The 22834-nt window shown below is 61.7% G+C and carries 21 protein-coding genes, 5 tRNA genes and 1 pseudogene; 11 read left to right on the forward strand and 16 right to left on the reverse strand.

Annotation, left to right across the window (positions count from 1 at the left end; all coding sequences use genetic code 11):
• The 3 genes and pseudogenes from AWB75_RS38450 to AWB75_RS11985 all read left to right on the forward strand — a co-directional run.
• Nucleotides 1–309 (forward strand): annotated as a pseudogene (locus AWB75_RS38450) (hypothetical protein); the annotation flags it as partial.
• Complete coding sequence (locus AWB75_RS37000; protein WP_143746426.1) at nt 272–706, forward strand: hypothetical protein; 435 nt, start codon at nt 272–274, stop codon at nt 704–706. The pseudogene AWB75_RS38450 and the gene AWB75_RS37000, both read left to right, overlap by 38 nt.
• Before the next feature lie 5 nt (nt 707–711).
• Nucleotides 712–1074, forward strand: coding sequence for a hypothetical protein (locus AWB75_RS11985; RefSeq protein WP_235012076.1), 363 nt, complete (start codon nt 712–714; stop codon nt 1072–1074).
• A gap of 228 nt (nt 1075–1302) precedes the next feature.
• Here AWB75_RS11985 and AWB75_RS11990 read toward each other — a convergent pair.
• The 5 genes from AWB75_RS11990 to rph all read right to left on the reverse strand — a co-directional run bounded on the left by AWB75_RS11990 (nt 1303) and on the right by rph (nt 5258).
• Nucleotides 1303–1392 (reverse strand) — tRNA-Ser (locus tag AWB75_RS11990).
• Between the two features lie 45 nt (nt 1393–1437).
• Nucleotides 1438–2646 carry an MFS transporter gene (locus tag AWB75_RS11995; protein WP_200822974.1) on the reverse strand — a complete coding sequence of 403 codons (1209 nt, stop codon included), beginning with the start codon at nt 2644–2646 and terminating at the stop codon, nt 1438–1440.
• Nucleotides 2647–2657: 11 nt separating this feature from the next.
• Complete coding sequence (gene hemW / locus AWB75_RS12000) at nt 2658–3893, reverse strand: radical SAM family heme chaperone HemW (RefSeq protein ID WP_061124318.1); 1236 nt, start codon at nt 3891–3893, stop codon at nt 2658–2660.
• Nucleotides 3890–4507, reverse strand: coding sequence for an RdgB/HAM1 family non-canonical purine NTP pyrophosphatase (rdgB, locus tag AWB75_RS12005; protein ID WP_061124319.1), 618 nt, complete (start codon nt 4505–4507; stop codon nt 3890–3892). Before rdgB ends, hemW begins: the two co-directional genes overlap by 4 nt.
• Nucleotides 4500–5258: a ribonuclease PH gene (gene rph, locus AWB75_RS12010; RefSeq protein ID WP_061124320.1), complete on the reverse strand. Its 759-nt coding sequence runs from the start codon at nt 5256–5258 to the stop codon at nt 4500–4502. Before rph ends, rdgB begins: the two co-directional genes overlap by 8 nt.
• Nucleotides 5259–5509: 251 nt before the next feature.
• On the opposite strand from rph, the gene AWB75_RS12015 reads away from it, so the two are divergent.
• The 5 genes from AWB75_RS12015 to AWB75_RS12035 all read left to right on the forward strand — a co-directional run bounded on the left by AWB75_RS12015 (nt 5510) and on the right by AWB75_RS12035 (nt 10436).
• Nucleotides 5510–6454 carry a YicC/YloC family endoribonuclease gene (locus AWB75_RS12015; protein ID WP_061124321.1) on the forward strand — a complete coding sequence of 315 codons (945 nt, stop codon included), beginning with the start codon at nt 5510–5512 and terminating at the stop codon, nt 6452–6454.
• Between the two features lie 9 nt (nt 6455–6463).
• Nucleotides 6464–7138 carry a guanylate kinase gene (gene gmk, locus AWB75_RS12020; protein WP_061124322.1) on the forward strand — a complete coding sequence of 225 codons (675 nt, stop codon included), beginning with the start codon at nt 6464–6466 and terminating at the stop codon, nt 7136–7138.
• A 69-nt stretch (nt 7139–7207) separates the two neighbouring features.
• Nucleotides 7208–7411 carry a DNA-directed RNA polymerase subunit omega gene (gene rpoZ, locus AWB75_RS12025; RefSeq protein WP_006999799.1) on the forward strand — a complete coding sequence of 68 codons (204 nt, stop codon included), beginning with the start codon at nt 7208–7210 and terminating at the stop codon, nt 7409–7411.
• 137 nt (nt 7412–7548) lie between these two features.
• Nucleotides 7549–9879, forward strand: a complete 2331-nt coding sequence (locus tag AWB75_RS12030) for a RelA/SpoT family protein (RefSeq protein WP_061124509.1) — start codon at nt 7549–7551, stop codon at nt 9877–9879.
• Nucleotides 9880–9944: 65 nt separating this feature from the next.
• On the forward strand, nt 9945–10436 hold the full coding sequence (locus AWB75_RS12035; RefSeq protein ID WP_061124323.1) for a phage protein NinX family protein: 492 nt from the start codon (nt 9945–9947) through the stop codon (nt 10434–10436).
• A 57-nt stretch (nt 10437–10493) separates the two neighbouring features.
• Here the strand turns inward: AWB75_RS12035 and AWB75_RS12040 are convergent.
• The 3 genes from AWB75_RS12040 to AWB75_RS12050 form a co-directional block, all read right to left on the reverse strand.
• Nucleotides 10494–10570: transfer RNA gene (locus AWB75_RS12040), tRNA-Arg, on the reverse strand.
• A 57-nt stretch (nt 10571–10627) separates the two neighbouring features.
• Nucleotides 10628–10704 (reverse strand) — tRNA-Arg (locus tag AWB75_RS12045).
• 57 nt (nt 10705–10761) lie between these two features.
• A tRNA-Arg gene (locus AWB75_RS12050) sits at nt 10762–10838 on the reverse strand.
• Between the two features lie 151 nt (nt 10839–10989).
• Here AWB75_RS12050 and greB point away from each other — a divergent pair.
• Nucleotides 10990–11541, forward strand: a complete 552-nt coding sequence (gene greB / locus AWB75_RS12055) for a transcription elongation factor GreB (RefSeq protein ID WP_061124324.1) — start codon at nt 10990–10992, stop codon at nt 11539–11541.
• A gap of 79 nt (nt 11542–11620) precedes the next feature.
• Here the strand turns inward: greB and AWB75_RS12060 are convergent, their stop codons facing one another.
• Together AWB75_RS12060 and AWB75_RS37005 are read right to left on the reverse strand one after the other, a co-directional pair.
• On the reverse strand, nt 11621–12781 hold the full coding sequence (locus tag AWB75_RS12060) for a porin (RefSeq protein WP_061124325.1): 1161 nt from the start codon (nt 12779–12781) through the stop codon (nt 11621–11623).
• Nucleotides 12782–12929: 148 nt separating this feature from the next.
• Entirely contained in the window at nt 12930–13373 is a 444-nt protein-coding gene (locus AWB75_RS37005) for a hypothetical protein (protein WP_143746427.1), read from the reverse strand.
• Between the two features lie 706 nt (nt 13374–14079).
• On the opposite strand from AWB75_RS37005, the gene AWB75_RS12065 reads away from it, so the two are divergent.
• Nucleotides 14080–15225 (forward strand): exonuclease domain-containing protein, encoded by a 1146-nt coding sequence (locus AWB75_RS12065; protein WP_061124326.1) that lies wholly within the window; start codon nt 14080–14082, stop codon nt 15223–15225.
• A gap of 7 nt (nt 15226–15232) precedes the next feature.
• Here AWB75_RS12065 and AWB75_RS12070 read toward each other — a convergent pair whose 3' ends face one another.
• The 6 genes from AWB75_RS12070 to pepN all read right to left on the reverse strand — a co-directional run bounded on the left by AWB75_RS12070 (nt 15233) and on the right by pepN (nt 21823).
• Nucleotides 15233–15835 (reverse strand): chorismate mutase, encoded by a 603-nt coding sequence (locus AWB75_RS12070; protein WP_061124327.1) that lies wholly within the window; start codon nt 15833–15835, stop codon nt 15233–15235.
• A gap of 234 nt (nt 15836–16069) precedes the next feature.
• Nucleotides 16070–16219, reverse strand: coding sequence for a hypothetical protein (locus tag AWB75_RS38095; protein WP_167390499.1), 150 nt, complete (start codon nt 16217–16219; stop codon nt 16070–16072).
• 708 nt (nt 16220–16927) lie between these two features.
• Nucleotides 16928–17278 (reverse strand): hypothetical protein, encoded by a 351-nt coding sequence (locus AWB75_RS37010; RefSeq protein WP_143746428.1) that lies wholly within the window; start codon nt 17276–17278, stop codon nt 16928–16930.
• A gap of 484 nt (nt 17279–17762) precedes the next feature.
• Nucleotides 17763–17838 (reverse strand) — tRNA-Thr (locus AWB75_RS12080).
• Between the two features lie 94 nt (nt 17839–17932).
• Complete coding sequence (locus tag AWB75_RS12085; protein ID WP_061124329.1) at nt 17933–18952, reverse strand: class 1 fructose-bisphosphatase; 1020 nt, start codon at nt 18950–18952, stop codon at nt 17933–17935.
• A 150-nt stretch (nt 18953–19102) separates the two neighbouring features.
• Nucleotides 19103–21823, reverse strand: coding sequence for an aminopeptidase N (gene pepN, locus AWB75_RS12090; RefSeq protein ID WP_061124510.1), 2721 nt, complete (start codon nt 21821–21823; stop codon nt 19103–19105).
• A 225-nt stretch (nt 21824–22048) separates the two neighbouring features.
• Between pepN and AWB75_RS12095 the strand changes: the two genes are divergently transcribed.
• On the forward strand, nt 22049–22762 hold the full coding sequence (locus AWB75_RS12095; protein ID WP_061124330.1) for a DUF4136 domain-containing protein: 714 nt from the start codon (nt 22049–22051) through the stop codon (nt 22760–22762).
• The last annotated feature ends 72 nt before the right edge of the window (nt 22763–22834 follow it).

Here is a 22834-nt window from a genome sequence, read left to right on the forward strand (position 1 = left end):
CGCATCCTTCGCGATGCGGTACGCGACGGCCATCTCATTCCTGCTATTCACCGTGAGTGGCGGGGTAGTCGGCGGGTCGCCCGGCAATATGCGCCGCAAAGCTGGCCGAAGCGGGAACCAGACCCGAAACCGACCGTCTACGGGTTCCACAACGGTAAGTATGTACCGCTTGACGCGGACGGGTCTTTTATTGAAGACACGCCATACGTCCCCGTTCGGGGCGCGGCCAAAGTTGCCGCAGCAGCGAAAGCGGGCGCACGTTCCGGCGGCGATGATAGCGAAAGCGGGCGCACGTTCCGGCGGCGATGATAGCGAAAGCGGTTTTGACTGGCTCGGCGCGGCTGAAACGGTCGCCGGGGCCATGCTCAGCGGCGCGGGTTCGAGCGACGATGGCGGCGGCAATTCAATGCTGAAGCGCTTTGGAGACAGTGACAGCGATAGCTTGCTTGGCGACGCGCAACCGTTTGAGTACGTGCCTGACGATATCGACGACGATATGCAGACGGCGTGGTTGCCAAGTACCGACGGTCCTCCTAATAGCTGGCTGGAGAATCCTTCCGGGAAAAAGCAATGGCGATACTACGACGGAAACGGCGATGCCGCTGTCGATATTGACTTCGGACATGATCACGGATTTGGCGCGCCGCATTCTCATAACTGGGAGAATGGTAAGCGCGACAAAGGAAACCCCGTCTCTATTTTCTGAATACTATGGATAATCTAAAAGAGTACGTCTTCTTTCATGACTGGCAGATTGATTCGATTTCCGCAAGCGAAGAGAATCGATTGATTCTAAGTCTTTGCTTCGACGGCAGACAAGCCGAAGTCACGTTCGAAGGTACTAGTCGTTGCGTAGTCGAACACTTTGGAATGTTGAATATCGTCTATGACATTACAATCCTTCAGCCGGACGATTCTCAGTATAAACAGGCACTCTCCATCCTTACGAAATCAGATCGATTTTCTAAGATTCCCGGAGAGAAGATTGCGCTTGTTGCTGCCACTGCCGGAGCCGAGATCGTTGTTGAATTTAACGCGCTAGAAATCAAGGAAACAGTTCGGACGCGTGAGTAGGCAGCGTTGGGCGAAAAATTTTACGTTATTAAAATTGGGAGTATGGGGTTCTATCGTATGTTAAAAATTGGGAGTATGGGGTTCTATCCTATGTATCGTTTCGCCAAGACATTCCGCGCCGATGGTCAGGATAGACGACCGTAGCCGCCGCCTGTTGATGGGCTATTTGATAGGCTTGAAAACAAAAAACCCGTAAGTCCTTGGATTTACGGGTTTTAATTGGTGTTTTGGCGGAGGCGGTGAGATTCGAACTCACGGAAGGATCGCTCCTTCGCCGGTTTTCAAGACCGGTGCCTTAAACCGCTCGGCCACACCTCCAGCAAGGCGCGTATTGTAGCGCAAGTCATCGAGGCGGAGGAACGTTCACCCTTCGAGCGATTTCGTCGCTCTCAGCGCGGGAAACCACCGCATCCACAGCAGCGCGACGGCGATCGTGCCGATTCCGCCGATCAGCACCGCCGGCACCGCGCCGAACAGCCCCGCCGTCATCCCCGATTCGAATTCGCCCAGCTGATTCGATGTCCCGATGAACAGCGAATTGATCGCGCCGACGCGTCCGCGCATTTCATCGGGCGTCTGCAACTGCACGAGCGACGAGCGCACGACCACGCTGATCACATCCGATGCGCCCAGCGCCGCGAGCGCGAGCAAGGAAAACCCGATATCGCGCGACAGGCCGAACAGGATCGTCGCGATGCCGAACGCGATCACGCCGCCGAACAGCGCCGTGCCCGCGCGCTGACGCAGCGGGCGATGCGCGAGCCAGATCGACCCGGCGAGCGCACCCACTGCCGGCGCCGCGCGCAACACGCCAAGCCCCCACGGGCCGGTATGCAGAATGTCCCGCGCATACACCGGCAAAAGCGCCGTCGCGCCGCCGAGCAGCACGGCGAACAGATCGAGCGACAGCGCGCCGAGAATCACCGGCTTGCTCCTGATGAACCCGATGCCGGAGAACAGCGCTTCGAACGACAAGGGCGCGCGCATGCGCACGGCTGCGTCGATCCTGATCGCGGCCACCGCGAAAGCCGCGCCAAGAAACGCGATCGTCACCGCGCCGTACACGGTCAGTGCGCCGAGGCCGTACAGCAGGCCGCCCATCGCGGGACCGAGGATCATCGCGGTCTGATTGGCGGAAGTCGACCACGCCGTCGCCTGCTGCAATTGAGAGCGTGCGACGAGATTCGGCAGCAACGCCGCCATCGACGGCGATTCGAACGCGCGCGCGGCGCCGGTGATCATCGCGATCGCGTAAATCGGGGCGACGGTTTCCCAGCCATGCCACGCGCCCAGACACAGCGCGAGCGCGCCAACGCCTTCTATCGCCTGACAGACATATGCGATCGTGCGCCTGTCGTATCGATCCGCGACGTGCCCGACGACGAGCGTCAGCACGAACATCGGCAGAAACTGTGCGAGCCCCACGAAGCCGAGCGCGTAGGCGCTGTGTGTGATCGAATACACCTGCCATCCGATCGCGACCGACATCATCTGAAACGCCACCGACGACATCACCCGCGCGGTCCAGAAAAGCGCGAACGGGCGATGCCGCATCACCGAGCCAGGCGTCATCGTCGGTGCGCTCAATGCTTCGAGTCCTTCAAGAACAGCTCCTGTAGATCGTTGAGAAAGCGCTGGCCGAGCTCGGTCGGCGCGATGCGCTCGATGGTGCGCGTAATCAGTCCGCGCTTCTCCGCTTGCGCCAGCGCGGGCTCGATCGCCGACAGCGCGAGACCCGTGCGCTCGACGAACGAATGCACCGGAAAGCCTTCGACGAGCCGCAGCGTGTTCAGCATGAATTCGAACGGCAGATCGCGCGGGCCGACTTCGCGCTCTTCCTGAATCGGGCTTTCCTTTGGCGAAAGCGCGTGATCCATGTAGCTCGCCGGATGCTTGAAGCGCGCCTGGCGCAGAATCTTCGACGGAAACGACAGCTTCGTATGCGCGCCCGCGCCGATGCCGAGGTAATCGCCAAAACGCCAGTAGTTCAGGTTGTGCCGGCTCTGCCGGTGCGGCTTCGCATACGCCGACACTTCATAACGCTCGTAGCCCGCCGCACGCGTGCGTTCGTGGATCCAGTCCTGCATGTCGGCGGAAGCGTCGTCGTCGGGCAGGGCGGGCGGATACTTCGCGAAGACCGTGTTCGGCTCCATCGTCAGGTGATACAGCGACAGGTGCGGCGGCGCGAAGGAAATGGCGGTTTCGATATCGTGCCGGCACTCGTCGAGCGATTGCTGCGGCAACGCGAACATCAGATCGAGATTGAAGTTGTCGAAGTGCTTCGCCGCGATCTCGACGGCCTTACGCGCCTGCTCCGCATCGTGAATGCGGCCGAGCGCCTTCAGATGCGCTTCGTTGAAGCTCTGAATGCCGATCGACAAACGGTTCACGCCGCTCGCGCGAAACGACGCGAACTTCGCGGCTTCGAACGTGCCGGGATTGGCTTCGAGCGTGATTTCGGCGTCGGCGTCGAGGGGCAGCAGCGCGCGTGCATCCGAAAGCAGGCGATCGAGGCCCTTCGCGGAAAGCAGCGAAGGCGTGCCGCCGCCGATGAAAATCGTATGCACCTGCCGTCCCCACACGAGCGGCAACGCGCTTTCGAGATCGGCGCGCAACGCATCGAGATAACGTTCTTCGGGGAACGTGTCGTCCTTCCATTCGTGCGAATTGAAGTCGCAATAAGGACACTTGCGCACGCACCACGGAAAGTGCACGTACAGCGAGAGCGGCGGCAGCGATGTCAGCCGGATGCTGCCCGGCGATGTGAACGCCTGCACGACGTTGATGGCGCGTCTGGTTGTGTTGGGTCCGGCGCTCACGCCAATTCCTTCAGTCGTTGCAGCAGATCACGCAGCGCGAGCGCGCGATGACTCAGCGCGTTCTTGCGCGCGGGATCGAGTTCCGCGGCAGTTGCGTTGAGCGTCGGCAGGAAGAAGTGCGTGTCGTAGCCGAAGCCGTTCGCGCCGCGCGGCGCATCGATCACTTCGCCGTGCCAGCGGCCTTCCGCGATGAGCGGCTCGGGATCGTCGGCGTGACGCACGAGGACGAGCACGCAGAAGTAGTACGCACGGCGATCGGTTTCATCGGCGAGATCGGCGACGAGCTTTGCGTTGTTCGCGGCATCGCTCTTCGCTTCGCCGTTCATCGACGCATAGCGCGCCGAATACACGCCCGGCGCGCCGTTCAACGCGCGCACGCACAGGCCGGAATCGTCGGCGAGCGCGGGCAGGCCGGTGAGCGTCGACGCGTGCCGCGCCTTCGCCAGCGCATTCTCGACGAAGGTCGCGTGCGGCTCGGGCGCTTCGGGCACGCCGAGTTCGCCCTGCGCGATCAGTTCGATGCCCGCCGCATCCAGCAGCGACGCGAACTCGCGCAGCTTGCCCGCATTGTTCGACGCAAGGACCACGCGGCCCAGGCCATTGACATCAGACACCTTGAATCCCCAATGCTTCCTTCTGTTTCAGGATCAGCGCCTTGATGCCGCTGTCCGCCAGCGCGATCAGCTCGTTCATCTCGTCGCGCGTGAACGGCGCGCCTTCCGCCGTGCCCTGCACTTCGACGAAACCGCCCGCGCCCGTCATCACGACGTTCATGTCGGTGTCGCATTGCGAGTCTTCGTCGTAGTCGAGATCGAGCACCGGCGCGCCCTCGAAGACGCCGACCGAAATCGCCGCAACGAACTCCTTCACCGGCGTCTTCGCGATCTTGCCCGCGGCGAGCAGCTTGCTTACCGCATCGTGGGCCGCGACGAACGCGCCCGTGATGCTCGCCGTGCGCGTGCCGCCATCGGCCTGAATGACGTCGCAATCGATGTGCAGCGTGCGCGCACCGAGCGCGTTGAGATCGAACACCGAGCGCAGCGCACGGCCGATCAGCCGCTGAATCTCTTGCGTGCGGCCCGTCTGCTTGCCGCGCGCGGCTTCGCGGTCGCTGCGCGTATGCGTCGCGCGCGGCAGCATGCCGTATTCGGCGGTGAGCCAGCCTTGCTCGCGTCCGCGCAGAAACTCCGGCACGCGCTCGGCGATGCTCGCCGTGCAGATCACCTTGGTATCGCCGAATTCGACGAGCACCGAGCCTTCCGCGTGCTTCGTGTAATTGCGCGTGATGCGCACGTCGCGCAACTGATTCGCGCGGCGGCCGCTCGGGCGCGGGGGAGAAGGCTTGAGCAGGGGAGAGTCGGTCATGGATGGTGTTCGAGAGAGTTGGACGGGAAATTCCCGGCGTTTTTTATCGTCATTCACGGACGATTTTATCGTCATTCACCGGCAGGCGTCGGTCGCGCACATGCCGTGCGGGCGGGCTCCGTGACAAAAATGGGATAATGCGGATTCCTCGCCCGGCAGCCAAACACGTGCCATCCCCAAAGCACCTTCGAGAGCGCCGGGCGTTTCGTTGAATCGGCCTTCGCAAGGAAGGTCACATCGCGAGACGTACCATGATCTACAGCATGACAGGCTATGCCAGCGCGACGCGCGAAGTCGTCGCGGATGGCGCGGGACCCAATGGCGCGGGCGGTTCGGGCGTCGGTGTATCGGTGGAATTGCGCACGGTGAATTCGCGCTTTCTCGATCTGAACTTCCGCATGCCCGAAGACGTGCGCGCAACCGAGCCGCAATTGCGCGAAATGCTGATGAACAAGCTCTCGCGCGGCAAGGTCGATATCCGCATCAACCTGAATCGCGTGGAGCAGTCGGCAAACGCGGGCGCGCTGAACCGCGAAGCGCTCTCGCAACTCGCGACGCTCGAGCGCGCCGTGCTCGACGTCTTCCCCGACGCCGAGCGCATGCGCACCGGCGAAATCCTGCGCTGGCCCGGCGTGCTCGCGGAAAGCGCGGTATCGCAGGAAACGCTGCGCGAAGCGGTGCTCGCGTGCGGCAAGCAGGCCATCGCGGATCTCATCGAAGTGCGCGCGCGCGAAGGCGCGGCGCTCGGCAACGTGCTCATCAGCAACGTGACGGAGATGGAAGCGATTGTCGCGCGCATCACGCCGCTCGTGCCCGAACTGATCGCGAAGCATCAGCAGAAAATCGTCGAGCGCTTGCAGGATGCGCTGGGCATCGCGACGGCCGAAGGCGCAACGCCGACGAGCGCGCCGCGCGAGGAAATCGCCGAGCGCATCCGTCAGGAAGTGACGATGTACGGCATTCGCATCGACATCGCCGAGGAATTGCAGCGCCTCACCGCGCATCTGAACGAAACGCGCCACGTGCTGCAAAAGGGCGGCAAGGTCGGCAAGCGCCTCGACTTCATGATGCAGGAGCTGAACCGCGAAGCGAACACGCTCGGCTCGAAGGCGGCCGCCAAGGAACTCGCCGATGCATCGATGACGCTCAAACTGCTCATCGAACAGATGCGCGAGCAAGCACAGAATCTGGAGTAACGCAACATCATGCCGAACACTTCGCACCGCTCGCATAGCCACTACACGGGCATCTATCCCGGCAACCTGTTCATGGTCGTCGCGCCTTCGGGCGCGGGCAAGTCCACGCTCGTTAACGCGCTGCTCGCCGAGGACAAGGACATTCTGCTCTCGGTTTCGTACACCACCCGCGAAGCGCGGACGAAGGAAACCAACGGCGTGCAGTATCACTTCGTGTCCGTCGATGAATTCATGGAGCGGCGCGAAAAGGGCGAGTTTCTGGAGTCGGCCGAAGTGCACGGCAACTACTACGCCACGTCGAAGCTCTGGATCGCTGACCAGATGAAGCAGGGCCACGACGTGCTGCTCGAAATCGACTGGCAGGGCGCGCAGCAGGTCAAGAAGCAGTTCCGCAACGCGGTGGAGATTTTCATCCTGCCGCCGTCGCTCGATGCGCTCGAAGACCGCCTCAAGAAACGTGGCCAGGATTCCGAAAAAGTGATCGTGCGGCGCTTGCTGGCGGCCGGCAGCGAGATGGCCCATGCATCGGAGGCGGAGTATGTCGTGATCAACGAAAACTTCGATCGCGCGCTCAACGAACTACGTTGTCTCGTGGCCGCGACGCGCCTGCGCTTCACGTCGCAATACGCCCGCAATACACAGCTTTTCGTGGACCTCGGCATTCATTCGGCGCCGCAATCCTGACGCATTGCCGTGGCCGGGTGATCCGGTCACATAAGGTAGAATAAAACCCATATCGAGAAGGAACTAAACATGGCCCGCATCACCGTCGAAGATTGCCTGAAACAAATCCCGAATCGCTTCGAGCTCGCGCTCGCGGCGACGTATCGTGCGCGCCAGCTCGCGCAAGGCCACACGCCGAAAATCGAAAGCCGCGACAAGCCGACCGTCGTCGCGCTGCGCGAGATCGCGGCGGGCCAGGTTGGTATCGAAATGTTGAAGAAGGTGCCCGTCTAAGGGCTTCGGCAACACCGGTTTCAGTTTTTGCAACCGACGACACCACGCGTCACGTCACCACGGAGGCCAGGATGAGTCAGACACCGTTGCCCATCTCCGCCGCCGTGGATCCCGAGATCGAAATCGATCAGGATTCGATGCTCGACGCCGACAAGCCGCATGCAGCGCGCAAGTACATCGACGCCGTCCTCGAACAGTCGTTCCGCCATCTGTTCGGCCCGACCGCGACACCCGAGCAGCCGCGCAAGCACGACGTCGTTTCCATCGCGAAGCTGACGAACACGCTTGCGAGCTACCTCTCCGCCGAGGAGATCAAGGAAGTCAAGGCGGCTTTCCATTTCAGCGACGAAGCGCATCTCGGGCAGTATCGCCAGAGCGGCGAGCCGTACATCACGCATCCGGTCGCGGTCGCGGAAATCTGCGCGGGCTGGAAGCTCGACGCGCAATCGATCATGGCGGCGCTCCTGCACGACGTGATCGAAGACCAGGGCGTCACCAAGACGGAAATCGCGGAGCGCTTCGGCGCCAAGGCCGCGGAACTGGTCGACGGCTTGTCCAAGCTGGACAAGATGGAATTTCGCAACCGCGAGGAAGCGCAGGCGGAAAATTTCCGCAAGATGCTGCTCGCGATGGCGCGCGACGTGCGCGTCATTCTCGTCAAGCTCGCCGACCGGCTGCACAACATGCGCACGCTCGGCGCGGTGCCGCCGGAAAAACGCCGGCGCGTCGCGCGCGAGACGCTCGATATTTACGCGCCGATCGCGCATCGGCTCGGTCTGAACAATACGTATCGCGAGCTGCAGGATCTTTCCTTCGCGAACTTCAATCCGAATCGCTACGCCACGCTCGAAAAAGCGGTGAAGGCGGCGCGCGGCAATCGCCGCGAAGTGGTCGGCAAGATTCTCGAAGCCGTGCAGCGGACCATCGCGGATGCGAAGATCAACGCGGAAGTCACCGGCCGCGAAAAGACGATCTACAGCATCTACAAGAAGATGCGCGACAAGCAGTTGTCGTTTTCGCAAGTGCTCGATGTCTACGGCTTTCGTGTCGTCGTCGAGAGCGCGCTCGAGTGCTATACGTGCATCGGCGCGCTGCATGCGCTCTATAAGCCCGTGCCGGGCAAGTTCAAGGACTACATCGCCATTCCGAAGGTGAACGGCTATCAGTCCCTGCATACCACGCTCGTCGGCCCGTTCGGCGCGCCGATCGAGTTCCAGATCCGCACGCGCAAGATGCACGAGATCGCCGAGGCCGGCGTCGCGGCGCACTGGCTCTACAAGAACGGCGGCGCGGATCTGAACGACGTGCAGAAGCGCGCGCATCAATGGCTCAAATCGCTGCTGGATATCCAGAGCGAAGCGGGCGATTCGAGCGAATTCCTCGAACACGTCAAGATCGACCTGTTTCCGGACGCGGTCTACGTGTTCACGCCGAAGTCGAAGATCATGCCGCTGCCGCGCGGCGCCACCGCGCTCGACTTCGCGTATTCCATTCACAGCGACCTCGGCAACCAGTGCGTCGCGGTGAAGATCAACAACGAGTTGCTGCCGCTGCGCACCGAGCTGAAGAGCGGCGATATCGTCGAAGTGATCACTGCGCCGTATTCCAAGCCGAATCCGGCATGGCTTGGCTTCGTGCGCACCGGCAAGGCGCGCTCGGCCATCCGCCACTATTTGAAGACGATGCGCCTGAACGAATCGGTTCAGTTGGGCGAGCGGCTCGTCGATCAGAGTTTGAAGGGCTACGGTCTCGCGTTGTCGGATGTCACGCCAGAAGTGTGGGAAAAACTCGTGCTGTGGACCGGCAACAAGACGCGGCAGGAAATCTTCGCGGATATCGGTCTCGGCCGGCGCGTGGCGGCGGTGATGGCCAAGCGCATCGAAGTGTTGATGAACGGCATCGCCGACGACGAAGATCATCCGCATCGCGAGCATCACAGCACCAACACCGCGCCGCCGGTCGTCATCACGGGTACGGAAGGCATGTCGGTGCAGCTTTCGCCGTGCTGCCGCCCGATTCCCGGCGACGACATCATGGGCTACATCGGCATCGGCCTCGGCATGGCGATCCACACGACCGAATGCCGCGTCGCGCAGCGCATCCACCGGCGCGATCCGGGCCGCTGGATCGACGTCGCCTGGGCGCCGCAGCCGGGCCGTCTTTTCGATGTCGCCGTGAAGGTGCTCGTGAAGAACACGAAGGGCGTGTTCGCGCGTGTGGCCGCAGACATTACATCCGCCGATGCAAACATCGTGCATATCGCGATGGACGAAGACGTGTCGCAGGAAGCGAAACTGCTGCGTTTCGTGATCCAGGTCAGCGACCGCGTGCATCTGGCGAACGTCATGCGCCGCGTGCGCACCAATCCGGACGTGATGCGCATCGCGCGCGAGCGTCCGAGCGACGAACCGCATCACCGCAATCAGGACGGCGGCATGCGCATCGACCGCGAGCGCGCCGACTACTGACGCGCCGGCGCGGGTACGCGGCATGCATGCCTGTCGTCCTCCGACGAACAGGAGAGAGCGCCGCAATGAATACTTCCGATCTCGAAGGCCCCGCACTTGATTACTGGGTGGCGCGCGGGCTGCACGAATTCATCCGCGAGATTCACTTCACCGATAGCGGAGAGACGCTCTCCATACGCGGCAACGACCGCGGCAAGCCGTGGGACGGGCGCTTTTTACCGTCGACGTCATGGGAAGCTGCATCGGTCGTGCTTGAGCGCGCCTGCAAGCTGGAGATGCAGGATCACGGGCGCGGCGAGGTGGTCTGCGCCGTGACCTTCGGCAAGGACGGCGAGTCTGTTGAAGGGCGAGGGCCGTCGTTGCGGATCGCGTTGTTGCGCGCGTTCGTGCGGCATGCGTTCGGCGATACGGTCGAGGACGAGTATCTGCGACGCCCGCAGTCGCTGCTCGGCGCACGCGCGGAGCCGATCGGGGAATCGAGCGCGATTGCGTCGGTGGAAGACGTGCCTTCACCGGGACGGCATATCGGCGATATCAGCCCGGTTCCGCGCGTCTAGACGACTTCGACGCACAGAAACAAAAAGGGCCTTCCCTTTGGAAGGCCCTTCAAAAAATGGCGCGGCTGGCAGGATTCGAACCCACGACCCCTTGGTTCGTAGCCAAGTACTCTATCCAACTGAGCTACAGCCGCACGCAAAACGGTACTGCGAAGTCTGTTTCCGCGAACGCGGAGATACTGCAAATTAGGTGGCGCGGCTGGCAGGATTCGAACCCACGACCCCTTGGTTCGTAGCCAAGTACTCTATCCAACTGAGCTACAGCCGCACGCAAAACGGTACTGCGAAGTCTGTTTCCGCGAACGCGGAGATACTGCAAATTAGGTGGCGCGGCTGGCAGGATTCGAACCCACGACCCCTTGGTTCGTAGCCAAGTACTCTATCCAACTGAGCTACAGCCGCACGCAGAAGCGGAATTATAGCCAAGCCCATTCCAAAAAGGAAGAGGTTTCGGGCGGTTTATCGATGTTTCTGTCGACGAAAGCACCGCGCGGCGTGGTAAGTTGATGTTTGGAAAGCAAGAACACCCGAGAATTCGACATTCATTCGTATTATGAACAAGGCATTTGTCAAAGAGTCGGATGACACCGACGACGACCTCGAACTCGGTCATCCTGACGTTCCGGCGGGCACGAAGAATTACATCACGCCGGCGGGCCATCAGCGGCTGCGTGACGAGCTCCTGCAGCTTCTCGACACCGAGCGCCCCGAAGTCGTCAGGCTCGTCTCCTGGGCTGCGTCCAACGGCGACCGCTCGGAGAACGGCGACTATATCTACGGCAAGCGGCGGCTGCGCGAAATCGACCGGCGCATCCGCTTTCTGGGGAAGCGCCTGGATCTCGCGGAAGTGGTGGACAGCAGCAAGCAGGAAAACGTCGACCAGGTGTTCTTCGGCGCGACGGTCGACTACGCGGGCGACGACGGCGATGTGAAGACGGTCACGATCGTCGGCGTGGACGAGGTCGATCTGGAGCGCGGCCACGTGAGCTGGATCTCGCCGGTCGCGCGTGCGCTGCTGAAGGCGAAGATCGGAGATACGGTCGCACTGCACACGCCTGCGGGCGTGCAGCAGATCGATATCGTGGATGTGCGTTATCCGCGCTGAGTCGCTTCAGGCAAGACTTGCAGACGAAAAAAAGCCGCTCCGGAGAGCGGCTTTTTCACAACAGAACTGCCGGTGAAGCTTAGAAGCGGTGACGCATGCCAACCGTTGCCGAAACCTGGTTCGAGTTCGACGACATGCCGACGCCATTGATCACCGCGCCGATGGGCAGGTTGTCCTTGTCGGTCATGTGTTGGTACTCGCCCTGCAGATACACGTCGGTACGCTTCGACAGCGCGTACGCCGTTTGCAGGCTGAACTGATGGAACTTCGGCTTCTCGCCGTCGATGCGGCTGTCGGTGTACGTGTACGCACCCGCGAGCGACAGAGCCGGCGTCAGGTTGTAGCGGCCGTTCACTTCGTAGTTCGTGAAGCGGACGTGACCGTCGGTCAGGTTGATCGAACCGGCGCCTTGCGTGCCGACGCTGGTGATCGACGAAGCGTTGTCGAGCATCGTCTGCGTGAACACGAAACCAACCGTTGCCGGGCCGAACGCGTAGCTCAGGCCACCGCCGAAGATGCGCTGACGGCCAGCGACGAACGGCGTGTTGTCGGTCGTGATCGCGCCGTTGATGTTGTTCGTCGGCGAGCCGACGTTGTTCAACTGCATGTACGCCGCAGCGACGTTCAACGGACCGTAGTTATACGATGCGCCGACGCTGTACGCGCGGTTATCCGCGAAGCCGCCTGCTTCGTTCGAGAAGCCGTACATCGCGCCCAGCTTGAAGCCGGCGTAGTTCGCGCTCGTGTACTTGACCGAGTTGTTCACGCGGAACGTGTTGTCGAGGTTGTCGTTGTCGAACGGGTGAGCGAACTGCGTGCCGCCGTATTGCGTGCCCGTCAGAGCCAGAGGCCCGAGGAAGTCGACGACGGAGTCATATTGACGGCCGAGGGTGATCGCGCCGAACTGATTGCTCGACAGACCGACGAACGCCTGACGGCCGAACTCACGACCACCTTGGCCGTTCGTGCCGTTCATGATGTTGAAGCCGTTCTCCAACGTGAAGATCGCCTTCAGGCCGCCGCCGAGGTCTTCAGAACCGCGCAGGCCCCAACGGCTGCCGTTGACCGAACCGCTCGTCGCCTTGAAGTTGCTGTGGCCAGGGCCGCCGACCGTCGTGATCTGGTTGTTCGTATAGGTGATGCCCGCATCGATCAGGCCGTACAGCGTGACGCTGCTTTGCGCATGGGCGGCGGTAGCAAAAACGCCCGACAGGGCGGCGACCATGAGAGTCTTTTTCATCTTTGTAACTCCGAGAGCAGATAGGGGCCGAGGACCCAGGCTTTGGGAAACCTCGCTCCGGCGCGCTGCGAGAGGCGCGGGGCGGAGCAGCAATGCGTCGGCGTCGCGACACATTTGTTTCCGGACCAGAAGAAGTGTAAAGACGGGGTTACAGGACGGGGCGTTCCAAATTCCGCAATAAACCATTGTTGATGCGGCAATGATCGGCCGCGCCCATATTTTTCTTTATATACAACGATTTATGGCGGAATAAAGGCGAAGGGCGGGAAGTGTCAACCAAACGGCGTTGCGAATGCGCTACATCAATTGTGGCCGCGATCAATGGGAAACATCCGAAATTACATTGTTGAGGTATTTGAAAAAGAAGATTGCGGCTTTTGCGGGTAATTAATGCGGACCGGATCGCTATACTGACGGTGCTGCTTTCCGAAGCAGACTTTTTCGTTGACGGAAAAAGATCTCCAAACTTTGTCAGCGCGACTTTCCGGTCGCGCTTTTTTTTGTTCGCCCGTGTCGCGCTTCCAAGTCCGTGCGACAAGGGCGAGCGGGCGGTGAGTGTTCCGGAAGCGGCGGTCTGCGTTTCGGGTGTCATTAATTCGTGCCGCGAGCGATTTCCACCACTGTGCAACTTGATCGGGTTGAATCAAGGTCGCTAATGTCGATTACATTTAATTTGCGACTTAGTTTCCGCGTTGCTTGATCCCGGAGAATTGGGCAATTCGAATAGGCTCTTCCAAGTCGAATAACCTGGTTACAGAGTGAGATCGCGCTTTGCTTATTTATCGTTGAAATCTCAGTTAGTGATTTAGAGAATTAAAACGTGCGCGCTTGAACGTTTCAGGGGGAGAGCCTCGCAAATACTATATTTGCGATTTACCGCGTTTCAAACATTTATTTGCTCGGCACTAAGAGTCGCCAACGCTGCGGACGCTTCTCCGCCCGCGTGGCCTGCGGTACGACTCCTCGCTTCTCTGGCCACGGACGGTAGTCGACGAAGGGCCGAGCGACCGGTCGTGGTTATCAGCAGTCCGATCTTCGGGGAATGCTAAAAAATTGCTTGTTAATCAGGTGAAGTTATTACGGGTTACCCGCTATTGCTTTTCACGCGAATCTATCGACAGCTTGCCAGCCGAGAATGAGCTGGCGCATTAACCGCTCGCTTGGGCAGTTGGATAATGCCGGCCAGGCAGGGCGTTTACTCGCCGGCGAAAGCCTCGTGCCTCGTGCTGCGTTAGAATGAGCAATCCAGCGCACACGCTCCATCCCGCCTTCTCGCGCCGTTTCCCGCACCATCTACGATGCATCTCGACCGCTCTTCAAGCTTTGCCTTTCCATCCGCACCCATCGCATTCGTCGATCTCGAAACGACCGGCGGCACTTTTGGCGTGGACCGCATCACCGAGATCGGCATCGTGGAAGTCGGACCGTCGGGCGTTTCGCAGTGGACGTCGCTGGTCAATCCGCAGAAGTCGATTCCGGCGTTCATTCAACAACTGACCGGCATCACCGACGCAATGGTGCGCGATGCGCCCACCTTCGAGCAACTCGCCGCCGGCCTGCTCGAGCGGATGAACGGGCGGCTGTTCGTCGCGCATAACGCGCACTTCGATCACGGCTTCCTCAAGGGCGAATTCAGGCGCCTCGGGCTTCGCTTCGCGCCCGACGTGCTCTGCACCGTGCAACTTTCGCGCGCGGTGTACCCGTCGGAAACCCGTCATGGTCTCGATGCGCTCGTCGACCGGCACGCGCTCGTGCCTTCCGCGCGGCACCGGGCGCTTGCCGACGCCGATTTGCTCTGGCAGTTCTGGCAACACCTGCATCGCGCGCACGCGCCGGACGTCGTGCAAGCGCATCTGGAACGCGTGACGCGCCGTTTCCAGCTCGCCGCGCATATCGACGAGGACACGATCGAGCAGATCGCCGCAGGCTGCGGCGTCTACATGTTTTATGGCGATGACGACGCACCGCTCTACGCGGGTCGCAGCGTGAAGCTGCGCCAGCGGGTGCGCTCGCATCTCGTCGGGCCGCGGCGTTCAGCGAAGGATTTGCGTCTGGCCGCACTCGTGCGCCGCGTCGAATGGAAGGCGACGGGCGGGGAGATCGGTGCGATGCTTGCCGAGGCGCAATGGATTGCCACCGCGCGTCCGGCGCATAATCGCGCGCCGAAGTCGCGTCCTGGTGAAGTCTGCGGCGCGCCGTGGCCGTACGGCGGCGCAATCGCTATAGAAGAGCGCGACGCCGCATCGGGGCAGCGCGCGTGGCATGTCATCGACGAGTGGTGTTATCTCGGCTCGGCCAGCACACTGGCGCAGGCCGGGGTGCTGCGGGCGGGGGCCGGCACGACGCCGTTCGAACCGACGACCTATCGCATTCTGAGCGAGCGTCTCGCGCGCGGGCTGGCCGTGACGCCGCTCATCGCGGCTGCGCCCGCATCCGCCGTCTGAAGCGCGATCAACCCACCGCGCCCACACCGCCCGTCGCGCAGACGTGTGACAGCGCGCGCATGAGCGGCTCGTTCATCGACGAGTTGTAGCGCGTCAGATGCTTCCATCGCGCGACACTTTCGGCGAGGCGCATCGGGCAGTCGTCGGCGTGACGAATGGGCTCGACGTGAGCGAGCGCCGACACGAGCGATTGCGTCAGCCGATCGAGCTTCGGACGCGTGTCCTTGGCGAGATCGGGCGGGGATTCTTCGGGCGCCGCTCTCAGCGCGCGCCAGTTGGCGAAAAGGACGTTCTGCACGTCCTTGCTCGCATCGATCTGATCGCGAAAAAACTGCCGTGCGAATTCGGGATCGACCTGCGCACCTTTAGCCTTCGCCTCGACCTGCTTGAGCAACGCCTCTTCACGAGGCGCGTCGGTGATCGGCTCCTGATGCGCCCATTTCCAGCGCGCGACCGGTTCAGCGAGCGCGAGCCGCTGCGAAACCAGCGCGATGAGATTGGTGAACGGAGTGTCGTCGCCATCGGCGTGCACGGATGCGGGCGCGGCGAACGCGAGCGCGCAGGCGAAAGCGGCGGAAGCGAGGAGAGAGGTGTTCGATCGGCGGCGCATCGGTGTCCGGGCAAAAGCGCCAGAATAGCGCACCGACCGCTCGAATCTGAACATGGTCGGCAATCGGAGAAGAGCTTTCGATGAGGCGAGCCGAACCGCGCGACTCGCCCGGGCGGTCATGGACGACGGGCGCGACGCGTCCTGGCGTGTGCCATGTGCGGACCTTTCGGTCCGTGTGCGCCGCGCGCGGCGGGCGTCGTTCTCACGACGACGGCGTGATCCAGTGTGTCCGCCTTACTTCGACTGCGCCGAGTTGCGCTGTTCGTCGAAGAACGCGCGCACATGCTCGGGCAGCTCGGTCGCGAGAAATTCGACGCCAACCGGTTCCGGATCCGGACAATACACCTTGTCGGGCGTCGGGATTTTCGTCGGTTTCGCGTCCATGATTTCTCTCCTTGATGACTACGGCAATTGCGCCAACTGGCCGATGCGGTTTTTGCGTAGCCACATACAGCCGAAAACCAAATACGGTTCCCTCTCGTTATGCGTTATCGGATCGCGACCGCTTCAGCTTGAGCCAAATTGGCGCGCGTGATTCACCAACGCATGATCGTTCGTCTCCGGCTCGGCAACACATCGGTAATTGATTGCCGGCCCTCAATTCGTCGCTGCAAAAAGTACTGTTTGGCAGTCTTCGATGACTGCGCCGGCGAGCCGCGCCCAGCTTGGCTCCGCACGGAACGCGACCATCGCGTACCTAAACTGTAGCTTTTCCTCTATGGATATAACGATACCGGGAAACCAGCGTTGACGCTTGATGGTGCAGGGCGGAAAATGGCTCGTTGTTGTACGTAACCGCACATATAAGGCGAATCAAACGGACGGTGGGCGCGAACGTGAAATCGGTGAAGCCGATTTCAACCGTAAGTCGCAATCGTGTGTACAGCAGAGCCGATCGTTGCAAAAGCGCGAAGCGTCGCGCAAGTGATGATGAAGCGTCGAAGTCGACTGCTCGAAACGCTAAAAGCAAAAAACCCGCGTCACTTGCGTGTACGCGGGTTTTTTGTGCTGCCTGAATCCTGTTGGTGCCGGAAAGAGGAATCGAAAAACCACTCGATGAAAGTCGACCCCGCATGAACGCGAAGACATGCGTCAAAGCCCCTCAACCGCCACGAGCGCATCCCGAGCTATCCATTCGAGCGTGCCGAAGAGCGCGGATAGCTCCCAATGGTCCAGAGTTCTGTATATAGCTGGTGTAGCGCCTTCTTCATCGGACAACAGGCGCAGAAGCGCGATGAGTCCAGTAAGCGCGAAGGCTGCGCGTGCCTGACCGTCAATGTTTGGCATCGTCATATGGTGCGGTCCGCGATAGCCGGGTTTAGCGCCGGGTTCAAGTATCGACGTCCACCCCGGACGTTCCGCATTGCGTACCTTTGGTGAAAGCGTGCTCGGGTCGCGGGTTGCCTCGTTGGTCGCCGCTTTCGCCTTCTTCTTTTCTTTCATGCCGTCTGCTCCTGTGTGAAGTCCGGAGCCGCGCCCTTCGAACGAAGGGGCGGGCGGGCACAGTGGCAGGGTTGACGGACCGGGCTGTTACAACCATTACCGGCGAGCCTTTCGGCTCCCCTGCCACGGCCCGCCCATAGACGAACCAAAGCACCACATCGCCCTTGGTCGGAGGGCAAGCGGGGTACAGCATGCGCGCCGCCTACATTGCGTAGGCGGTCACGGGTTGAAGAAACAGCTACAGGCCGTCAAACCTGTCCCCGGCGCACCACGCGCCGGGAGCGCCAGAATACGACATGACCCCGCGATGCCGATTCTAAAGCAGTGTCAAAATTTGTCTTCGTCGGGTGCGAGTCGTCTTCGACCACCGAAACCTGAATTCAGAGGGGAGCCGTGTTTTTCGAATTTGCCTACACAGCGCCTACACGGAATCCAGAAAGCAAAAAGCCCAGTCGCGATGACTGGGCTAAGTGCTTGAATTCATTGGTGCCGGAAAGAGGAATCGAACCCCCGACCTTCGCATTACGAATGCGCTGCTCTACCGTCTGAGCTATTCCGGCTCCGAATTTTTCTTCGCTTTTGCGTCCGTTTGGTTCGTCAGCAACGAAGAAGTGAGATTATGCAGAGCATTTTTCGTCTTGGCAAGGCTCGAAATCAATTTTTCTTATCGAGATGGTACGCGGTCACGCGATCGACTTCGCTCTTCGAGCCGAGGAAAACCGCGACGCGCTGATGCAGACTCGTCGGCTGGATATCGAGGATGCGCGCCTCGCCATTGGTCGCGGCGCCGCCGGCCTGCTCGACGATGAACGCCATCGGATTCGCCTCGTACATCAGACGCAGCTTGCCGGGCTTCGACGGATCACGCTTGTCGGCCGGATACATGAAAATGCCGCCGCGGGTCAGAATGCGGTGCACGTCCGCGACCATCGAAGCGATCCAGCGCATGTTGAAATCTTCCTTGCGCGCGCCGTCCTTGCCGTCGTTCAGTTCGCCGACATAGCGCTGCACCGGCTCATACCAGTGACGCGAGTTCGACGCGTTGATTGCGTACTCGCGCGTTTCGACGGGAACCTTCATGTCGCGCTGCGTGAGCACCCACGAGCCGAGTTCGCGATCGAGCGTGAAGCAGTTCACGCCGTGACCGGTCGTCAGCACGAGCACGGTCTGCGGGCCGTACACCGCGTAGCCCGCCGCGACCTGCTGCGAGCCCGGCTGCATGAACGCCTGTTCGCTCGGCTCGACGCCGTCCGGGCAGCGCAGCACCGAAAAGATCGTGCCGATCGAAACATTCACGTCGATGTTCGACGAGCCGTCGAGCGGATCGAACGTCAGCAGGTAATTGCCCTTCGGATAGCGGTTGGGAATCGGGAAGATCTTTTCCATTTCTTCCGATGCCATCGCGGCGAGGTTGCCGCCCCATTCGTTGGCTTCGAGCAAGATTTCATTCGAGAGCACATCGAGCTTTTTCTGCACTTCGCCCTGGACGTTCTCGCTGCCGGCGGAGCCGAGCGCTTCGCCCAGAGCGCCTTTGCTGACGTGGTAGCTGATCTGCTTGCACGCGCGCGCGATGACCTCGATCAGGAGGCGCAAATCGGCCGGCAGGTTCTGGTGTTCGCGTTGCTGTTCGATCAGATACTTGGAAAGCGTGGTGCGGCTGGAAATGGAGGACATGCGGGACTCCGTGAGCGTTAGACGAATATTCACGATTCTAACCGGTCGACCTGTCGCGCCGATGTGACAGCAGCCGCCATAAGTCAGAACGGCCGCAGCGCGAACCTCGCGCGGCGGCCGCCGATCATCGAAATTCCGACGACACAGCGCTCAAGCCGCGAGCGCCTTTTCGACCACCTCGCGCACGTCGCGCGATTTCGCCTTCGACGCGACCTCCGATAGCGCCGCGTGCATCTTTTCACGCAGCTTCGGCGTGAAGCGGCGCCACAGCTCGAGCCCGCGCGCGAGGCGTGCCGCGACTTGCGGATTGAGCGCGTCGAGCGCGATCACCTGTTCGGCCCAGAACGCATAGCCGGAGCCGTCGGGCGCGTGGAACTGGGCCGGATTGCCGCTGCAGAAGCTGAAAATCAGCGAGCGCGCGCGGTTCGGGTTCTTGATATTGAACGCCTGATGCTGCATCAGCTTGCGCACGATCTCGATCACATTGCGCTCCGGCCCGCCGCGTTGTGTCGCCTGGAGCGCGAACCATTTGTCGATGACGAGCGCCTCGTTCTCGAAGCGACGATAGAAGTCCGCCAGCGCCGCGTCCGCGACGCTCGCGTCGGCACCCTTCGTCGCGCTCGATAGCAACAGCGCCGCGAGCGCGGCCGAACGGTCGGTCATGTTGTCGGCGGCGTCGTATTGAGCCTGCGCGAGCTTGACGGCTTCGCGCGGATCGTCGAGCTGGCTCAGATAGGCGAGCGCGAGGTTCTTGAGGCCGCGCTTGCCGGCATCTTCCGGCGTCGGACGATAGTCGCCCGGCGTGCGGTTCGCCTGATAGGTCGCGATCCATTTCTCGCGCAATTGCGACGCGAGACGACGGCTCATGAAGACGCGCGCCGCGTGCACGGCGGCCGGATCGGACACGGTCATCTGTTCGGCGAGATAGCTTTCCGAGGGGAGCATCAGCGCGAGTTCGCGGAACGCGGGCGTGAGCGTGGTGTCGTCGAGCACGCGCGCGAACGCGGCGATCACCTGATCGTCGAGCGAAAGCGTCTCGCCCTTCGCCGCACGCTCGGCGAGTCCGAGCAGCTCGCGCGTGGCGAGACGCTGGCCGGCTTCCCATCGATTGAAGGGATCGCTGTCGTGCGCGAGCAGGAACGCGAGTTCATCGTTCGTGTAGTCGTATTCGACGATCACCGGCGCCGAGAAATTACGCAGCAGCGACGGCAGCGGCGCCTCGCTCACATCGACGAAGGTGAACGACTGCTCGCGCTCCGTGAATTCGAGCACGCGCGTCGTGCCGTTCGGCTCCTTCTCGCCTTCGAGTCGCAGCGGCAGATCCGCGCCGTTCTGGCCGATGAGGCCGACCGAGAACGGAATCAGGAGCGGTCCTTTCTGCGTGTCGCGCGCCGCTTCCGACGCATCGCCGTAGCCTTGCGCGAGCGTCAGTGTGTAGCGCTTCTTCGCGGCGTCGTAGGCGGCGCGCACGGACACGCGCGGCGTGCCCGCCTGGCTGTACCAGCGCTCGAACTGCGCGAGATCGCGATGATTCGCGTCGGCGAGCGCGTGGCGGAAGTCGTCGCAGGTCACGGCCTGGCCGTCGTGGCGCTGAAAGTAGAGATCCATGCCGCGGCGGAAGCCGTCGCGGCCGAAGAGCGTCTGATACATCCGCACGACTTCCGAGCCTTTTTCGTAGACGGTCATCGTGTAGAAGTTGTTGATCTCGACGTAGCTTTCCGGGCGCACCGGATGCGCCATCGGACCGGCGTCCTCGGCGAACTGCATCTGGCGCAGCACGCGCACGTCCTCGATGCGCTTGGTCGCGCGCGCCGCCGCGCTTGCTGATCCTTCGACGTCGCCCGCGGCCATGTCGGCGGAGAATTCCTGGTCGCGGAACACGGTCAGGCCTTCCTTCAGGCTCAACTGGAACCAGTCGCGGCAGGTCACGCGGTTTCCCGTCCAGTTGTGGAAGTACTCGTGTCCGACCACGGCCTCGATGTTCGAGAAATCCGTGTCCGTCGCGGTTTCCGGATTGGCGAGCACATACTTCGTGTTGAAGATGTTGAGGCCCTTGTTTTCCATCGCGCCCATGTTGAAGTCGCTGACCGCGACGATCATGAAGCGGTCAAGATCCAGTTCCAGCCCAAAGCGCTTTTCGTCCCAGCGGATCGAGTGAATGAGCGAATCCATCGCGTGACGGGTCTTGTCGAGATCATGCGGCTCGACCCACACCTGCAGCAGCTTTTCCTTGCCCGAACCGGACTTGATCTTCTCTTCGATGCACACGAGCTTGCCCGCGACCAGCGCGAACAGATAGCTCGGTTTCTTGAACGGGTCTTCCCATTTCGCGAAGTGGCGGCCGCCGGGCAACTCGCCTTCTTCGATCAGATTGCCGTTGGACAGCAGCACCGGGTACGCGGTCTTGTCGGCGCGCAGGGTGACGGTGTAGGTGGACATCACGTCGGGGCGATCGAGGAAGTACGTGATGCGGCGAAAGCCCTCGGCTTCGCACTGCGTAAAGAAGTTGCCGCTGGAGACATAAAGTCCGGAGAGCGTCGTGTTCTCAGCCGGATTGCAGATGCTCTCGATGCTAAGCTCGAACGTATCCGCTGCGGGAATAGTGCCGATGGACAGTCCGTTTTCATGGACGTGGACATCCGCGTGCGCGACGCCGTCGATCACCGCTTTCACGAATTCCAGTTGCTCGCCCATCAGTTCGAGTCGGGGCGCGTCTCCGCCTGCGTCGGGATTGCGGCGCAGCTTCATCGTATTTTTCACGACCGTGCGCGCTGGCACGAGGTCGAACTCGAGCGCGACGGAGTCGATCAAAAACGCGGGCGGCGTGTAGTCCTGGCGGCGGATCACTGCGGATGCGGTCGTGGTTGACATGGCGAGATCTTCAAAGTGGATGGGCGGCGCGAGCGCTTTGCGTGGCCGTTTCGTCACGGCACGAAAGCTGGCGCGGCATGTCGAACCATTGTACAAAACGTCCGTCGATCGTGAGCGGCGAGCGCCGGGCCTTGCATGAAGCGCGGCACGTGCGTGGATCGCGCGCACTATGATCGCTCGCGCTATCTATAACTAAGAAGAGCAGTTTCCGAAGTGAGGACGACCATGAATTTTCCGATCAAGGCGCTGTACAGGTGGCTGCTGATGCTCGCCGCGCTGTGGCTCGCAGGATGCACGACCTACGTGCAGACGCAGGTGACCGCGTTCTCCGACTGGAGCGGCAGCGACACGACGCGCACCTATGCGTTCGCGCGTCAGGGCGAGCAGCAGAACAGCATCGAGCAGACGACCTACGAGGCGCTCGTCGCGAACGAGTTGTCGAAGTACAACTTCCGTCAGGCGCCGGACGCGGGCGCGCGTTATCAGGTGGCGCTCGCCTATTCGGTGCGCGGCGATCTGATCACCGTGCGTCAGCCCGTCTATTACGATCCGTGGCCGATGTACGGTCCCTACGGCCGTCCGTTCTGGGGCCCGTGGGGCGGCTGGGGGGGCTACGGCCCGTGGGGGCCGACGGGTTACGTCGACCAGAGCTATCCGGTCTATATTCACGCGCTGCAGATTCGCATGACCGACCGCCAGACTGGCCGTGAGGTCTACAAGGTGACGGCGGTGAATTCGACGGGCGACCCATCGCTCTATCAGGCGATGCCCTATCTGACGCGCAGCGCGCTCGCGGATTTCCCGCTCGGCAACGGCACCGTGCGCACGGTGACGCTGCCCGTGGACAAGAACGGCGGCATCTCGAACGAGACGGCCGCCTCGCTGAATTCGAGCGAGCGCGGCGTGCCGCCGGCGCCTGCATCGAAGACCGTCGAGTGATCGTGGTGAGGCGCGCGCTCAAGGCATCGGAAAAAAATGCCGGAGCGCGCCGCGCCGGTTGCGTCTCACGCC

The organism is Caballeronia catudaia (genome assembly GCF_001544755.2).
Classification (GTDB): Bacteria; Pseudomonadota; Gammaproteobacteria; order Burkholderiales; family Burkholderiaceae; genus Caballeronia; species Caballeronia catudaia.